6 protein-coding genes and 1 other RNA gene are annotated in these 5,200 nt (G+C 69.4%); 1 reads left to right on the forward strand and 6 read right to left on the reverse strand.

All coding sequences use genetic code 11. The annotated features are described in order from the left end of the window. From D7Y11_RS41455 to D7Y11_RS41475, 5 genes are all read right to left on the reverse strand, one after another. Nucleotides 1–1,144: Hsp70 family protein (locus tag D7Y11_RS41455; RefSeq protein WP_126936426.1), on the reverse strand; the 1,144-nt coding region annotated here is incomplete at its 3' end. Nucleotides 1,145–1,190: 46 nt separating this feature from the next. Further along, nucleotides 1,191–1,688: a hypothetical protein gene (locus D7Y11_RS41460; RefSeq protein ID WP_120579707.1), complete on the reverse strand. Its 498-nt coding sequence runs from the start codon at nucleotides 1,686–1,688 to the stop codon at nucleotides 1,191–1,193. Between the two features lie 217 nt (nucleotides 1,689–1,905). Beyond that, nucleotides 1,906–2,643 (reverse strand): formylglycine-generating enzyme family protein, encoded by a 738-nt coding sequence (locus D7Y11_RS41465; RefSeq protein ID WP_158642060.1) that lies wholly within the window; start codon nucleotides 2,641–2,643, stop codon nucleotides 1,906–1,908. 119 nt (nucleotides 2,644–2,762) lie between these two features. Beyond that, the gene (locus D7Y11_RS41470; RefSeq protein WP_121756063.1) at nucleotides 2,763–3,530 is read right to left on the reverse strand and encodes a tRNA(His) guanylyltransferase Thg1 family protein; all 768 of its coding nucleotides are present in this window, start codon (nucleotides 3,528–3,530) and stop codon (nucleotides 2,763–2,765) included. Then, nucleotides 3,517–3,966 carry an AAA family ATPase gene (locus D7Y11_RS41475; RefSeq protein WP_120579710.1) on the reverse strand — a complete coding sequence of 150 codons (450 nt, stop codon included), beginning with the start codon at nucleotides 3,964–3,966 and terminating at the stop codon, nucleotides 3,517–3,519. The genes D7Y11_RS41470 and D7Y11_RS41475 overlap by 14 nt, the downstream gene beginning before the upstream one ends. Nucleotides 3,967–4,129: 163 nt before the next feature. Here D7Y11_RS41475 and rnpB point away from each other — a divergent pair. Further along, nucleotides 4,130–4,523, forward strand: an RNA gene (gene rnpB, locus D7Y11_RS41480) — RNase P RNA component class A. Nucleotides 4,524–4,532: 9 nt separating this feature from the next. On the opposite strand, the gene D7Y11_RS41485 is transcribed toward rnpB, so the two are convergent. Beyond that, nucleotides 4,533–5,096, reverse strand: a complete 564-nt coding sequence (locus D7Y11_RS41485; RefSeq protein ID WP_120579711.1) for a hypothetical protein — start codon at nucleotides 5,094–5,096, stop codon at nucleotides 4,533–4,535. Nucleotides 5,097–5,200: the final 104 nt, after the last annotated feature.

The raw sequence follows: 5,200 nt of genomic DNA on the forward strand, positions 1-5,200 counted from the left end.
CCTGCACCTCCACTCCCAGCGTGAAGGGACACACGTCGGTGATCATGATGCCGTGCGCGGCGCTCACCGCGCCCGTCTTCAGCCCGGCCTGGAGCGCGGCGCCCAGCGCCACCGCCTCGTCGGGGTGCACGCCGTCGCGAGGCTCGCGCCCGAAGTATTCGGCGACCAGCCGGCGCACCAGCGGCACGCGCGAGCTGCCACCCACCAGCACCACCTCCGCGATGGACTTCTTCGCCAGCTTCGCGTCCTTCAGCGCGCTCTCCATCGGTTCGAGCGTGGAGCGCACCAGGTCCGTGATCAGCGCCTCGAACCTCGCGCGCGTCACCTCCACCTCCAGCGACGCGGGCGTGCCGCCCCGGCCCGGCGCCAGGAACGGCACGATGACCGGCGTGGCCTCCACGGACGTGAGCGCGATCTTCGCGGCCTCCGCCGCCGCCTTGAGCCGCACCTGCGCCGCCAGGTTCCCGGCCAGCGACACGCCGTGGGCGCGCTCGAACTCCGCGCCCAACCACGCGGCCAGCGACTGGTCGAAGTCACTGCCTCCCAGCTGGTTGTTGCCCGCGGAGGCCTTCACGTCCAGCACGCCCTGGAACATCTCCAACACCGACACATCGAACGTGCCGCCGCCCAGGTCGTACACCAGCACGTACTGCTCGGCGTCCAGGTGGTTCACGCCGTACGCGAGCGCAGCGGCGGTGGGCTCGTTGAGCAGCCGCTCCACCTTGAGCCCCGCCAGTTCTCCCGCGTCCTTGGTCGCCTGTCGCTGCGCATCGCTGAAGTAGGCGGGCACCGTGACCACGGCCTCCGTCACCGCGCCGCCCAGCGCCCGCTCCGCGTCCTCGCGCAGCGCACGCAGGATGAGCGCGGAGATCTCCGTGGGGCTGTAGCGCCGGTCCCCGAGCATCACCGGCAGGTCGCGGCCCATGCGCCGCTTCACCTCCGCGATGGTGCGCTCCGGATGCACGAGCAACTGCGCGCGCGCGGACTCGCCCACGTGGAGCCGACCCTCCGCGTCCAGCCCCACCACCGACGGCGTGAGGCGCTGCCCCAACCGGTTGGTCAGGAGGTTGGGACGGCCCGCGCTGTCGAGCGCGGCCACCAGGGAGTGCGTGGTGCCCAGATCAATGCCAACGACGTGACTCATGAGAAGTGAACCCAGGGCCTTTCGGCGAAGGACCGCGAACGGCGGACTAGGACTCCGGCGGCGTCCACGGCTGCGCGGGCACGGCGACGGTGGCGGCTTCCGATGCCGCGTACATGCGGCGCAGCTGATCCAGCCCCTCTTCGCCGATCCCCGCCTCGCGAGCGATCTCCATCGCGCGCTCCGGCGATGCGTGGGTCACCCACTTCCACTTGTACGAAGCGATGAGCCCCGCGATGCAGGACAGCGCGAGCACGCCTGGGACGATGGCGTCCGTCTGCTCGTGATCGCCGAAGGCGACGAAGCCGACGACGAGCGAGATGAGCCCCGCGACGATGAACAGGAAGCGCGCCCACGCCACGAGCACGGACTTGCCACTCATGGAGATGGCCTGCCCGCGCCAGCCATCGCCCTCCTCCGCCGTGACAAGCCAGCCCTCCAGCGGAATGAGCGGCACGAAGTTGATGTGACCGAACTTCGTCGCGACGAAGCCCAGGCCTGGAATCTCATCGACCTTGCCAAAGAGCCTCGAACCGAAAATGACCATGTGCTTCCCCCTCAAAACCGTCGCGCCGTGCCGCGAAGGCACCCGGGCGCGTGCGCGCGAATCCTGCGGCACCCGGGCGAACACGCGCAATCCCCCGCCCCGGGTAGGACAGCGCCTCACGACCCCGTGGGCCACCGCCCTCCAGAACATACGGACCAGGCGGGAAAGACTGGTTCCACGACACCCGGAGTGACCCTGCCCTCCGACGCCGCGTCGCTCAGCGCCGGTGCACGCAGCGGAACCCCACCCCCGTCAGGCCGTTCTTCGGATAGGCGAGGCCCCGGTGGGCGGACCGGAACAGGGCAGGCATGTGATTGAGCCAGGAGCCCCCACGGTGGACGGGCTTCTCCGGCACGCCAGAGGGTTCTGAAGGCGCGTCCTCGCCCAGCCGCTCCTGGTAGCCGGTGGCGGTCCACTGCCACACGTTCCCGGCCATGTCGCAATGCCCCCAGCCGTTGCATCGCGGCCCGGCGTGGACCACCGGAGCCGTGCCACCAAGGCAGCCGCGCGACGTGCACGACACCGAGCCGACCACGTGCTCCGCGTCGAACGACTCGCCCCACCAGAAGGCGGAGGCTGTCGAGGCACGCACGGCGTACTCCCACTCCGCCTCCGTGGGAAGTGCACCGCCCACGAGCTCGCAGTAGGCCCGTGCGGCGCGCCAGTCCACGCAGTTCACCGGATGGTCCGTGCGCTCGGAGTCCAGGTTGCAGCGGCCGAGCCATTCCGCTGGGGTCTCCGCATCGGTCCACCAACGCGCTTGCGGATCCTTCGCGCGCACCTGCTCACGTCGAGCCGCGAAGGCCCGCGCCGTCACGGGCGTCACGTCCATCTGGAAGCGCTCGAACGCGACCTCCGTCCGGGGCCCTTCGTCCACATCCCGCCCCGGCTCGCCCGCCGGTGAGCCCATCTCGAAGCGCCCGGCCGGCAGCCACACCGATTCAGGCGGGGGCACGGGCTCCACGCGAGCGGAGCGTGGAGCCGTGCCTTCTTTCGCTGTTCCACAGCCCGCCATGAACACAAGGAGGGCGGCGCCCGAACGCACCCGGAAGGAAGTCGAAGTCATCCCAGGGACTATCGCTCCACGCCCTTCAGCAACGACAGGATGAAGGCGCCGTACGCATCCTTCATCGGCAGCTCGTAGTCCACCTTGAGGCGGCGGCGCTCCGCGAGGACCGTCTCCCCAGTCCTCGGGTTGCGAGCCTCCTTCGCGTACGTCTCCCGGTAGAGCCCCGTCCCGCGCTTCTGCCAGTTCGGCACGTCGTTGAAGTTCACACCCCGCTGGAAGAGCAGCTCGTTCTTCTCCGCCACCGACAGGCGCGTGAGCATGCTCGTGGCCTCCGCCACATTCTTCCCTTCGCGACGCAGGCTCCAATAGCAGTGCGCGTTCAGCGCGTTCCGGACCGCGTCCTCGTTGCGCCAGCGGAAGTAGTCGCGCACGAGTTCCGCGTTCGGCAGCTCGCAGATGCGGCAGTCGAACACGGCCAGGTCTCCCAGGAGCAGCGAGAACTTCGCGCTCGCCTCCCCCGCGAGGATGGAGTTGAGCTTGCGCGTCTTGCGCCCGAAGGCGTCCTCGTCCGGGTGGAAGAGCAGCGAGATTTCGTCGCTCTGCGTGTAGCCGTAGACGACCCGGAAGCCGCAGTCCATCAGGTGCCCGGTCGTCGCGACCATCAGGTCGCGCACGCGCACGTCGAAGGGGCTCTCGAAGGCGTGCACCTCCTTCGTCAGCCGCGTGAAGCCGCGCCCATCGATGCGCGCCACCATGAACACGCCGGGCAGCACGCACAGGTCGTGCGCGGTCTCGAACACGCGCATCTTCTCGTCCAGCTCATCGAACTTCACGTTGCCACTCCTCCACGGTGAAACCGTCCGGCCCCAGCCGGACGAAGAAAAGCGCGTCGAAGCCCTCCTCGGGATGGGGGACCTGCAATCGCTTGTACGTCCCGAGCACGCCCACCAACGGCACGCGCTGCTCCGCCGGGCGCTGATCATTCCGCAGGAGCGCGTCCGCGACCTTCGACTGGAAGTAGAGCCCCACCACGCGGAAGCCGAACTGCTTCGCGGCCGCGATGTAGCGGGAGCGCTCCGCCACCGTGGGGTTGGTGTTGTCCACCACGAAGGGCTGCTTCGCTTCCAGGCACGCGCGCAGCAGCACCTTCTCCCGGTGCCGCGTCTTGAGCATGTCCAGGCTCAGGCGAACGTGCGTGGTGAAGAAGCGCTCCCGGTAGAAGCTGCTCTTCCCCGCCCCCTGGATGCCCGTGAAGATGACCGCTTCCATGCCGCCCCTCCCTCCCACGAAGGCCGCTCGCGGGGACTTTGGGACGCTCAGGCGCGGGGAAACCCGACAGGCCCCCGGACGCCCGCCCGTCGGCGGCTACACGACAGCGCCTCTTCCAGAAGGTGGACCCGCCCGGGCTGGCTGTTGTATCCCCCGGAGTGCCGGAGCGGTCCGGGTGAACGCCGGCCATCGCAGGCATGGATGGCGGGAGGAAAGTCCGGGCTCCAGAGGGCAGGGTGCTGGCTAACGGCCAGTCGAGGCGACTCGCAGGAAAGTGCCACAGAAAACAGACCGCCCGTTCCCGCAAGGGGGCGGGTAAGGGTGAAACGGTGCGGTAAGAGCGCACCGCGTCCGGGGTGACTCGGACGGCACGGTAAACCCCACCTGGAGCAAGAGCCAATAGGAGCGCGTCCCCGAAAGGGGACAGGGATGGCCCGTCCCATGCGTTCGGGTTGCTCGCTGATGAGGTCCCTGGGCAACCAGGGCCCTAGATGAATGTTCGCCGCCCATCCCGAAAGGGGTGGGGACAGAACCCGGCTTACAGGGCCGCTCCGGTTTTTTCCCTGTTACTTGCCCACGGGGACCTGCGCCAACAGCAGGCGCCCCCGGCCGTCGTTGCGCACCGCCTCCGGGTTGGTGATGGGCAGCCGTGCGTCGTTGCGCGGCTCCCACAACCCCATCCACACGTTGACCGCGCGCGGCGACGCGCCCTGCGGCAGGGCGATGACGAACTCGTCCTTCACCGTCTCGCCCACCTTCCACTGCGTGGTGGGGTACAGGCCGCCCGCGGGCTTGTGGTCCACGTTGAGGCGCTCCATGCGCCCGTCCGCGTCCTCCAGGTGCACGAAGACGAGGTAGTCCTCTTCAATCGGCTGGAGCACCTTGAAGAAGACGGTGACGCGCGCCTGGTCCCCCACGGGGATGCGGCCCGGCTGCACGGACGCGCCCACCACCTCCACCTTGCCGCCCAGGTTGGCGCCGCTGCGGATGGACAGCGGGGGCACCTGGGCGACGGTGGCCGCGCGGCGCTCCTGGTCGCTGGCCCCTCCGGGGGCCTCCACGATGCAGGCGCTGGAAGTCCCCAGGAGGACGGAGGCGGTCAACAGGACGTTCAGGGGCGGAAGGCGCATGACGGAGGCCTGTTCTACCCGGCCACGGGCGCTGCATCCAACTGCGCGTTGGTGTATGCGGAGCGGCGATGAAGACCCCGAGCCCCCTCGACGCACTCCTGGCG

Source organism: Corallococcus sp. AB018, from assembly GCF_003986945.1.
GTDB lineage: Bacteria > Myxococcota > Myxococcia > Myxococcales > Myxococcaceae > Corallococcus > Corallococcus exiguus.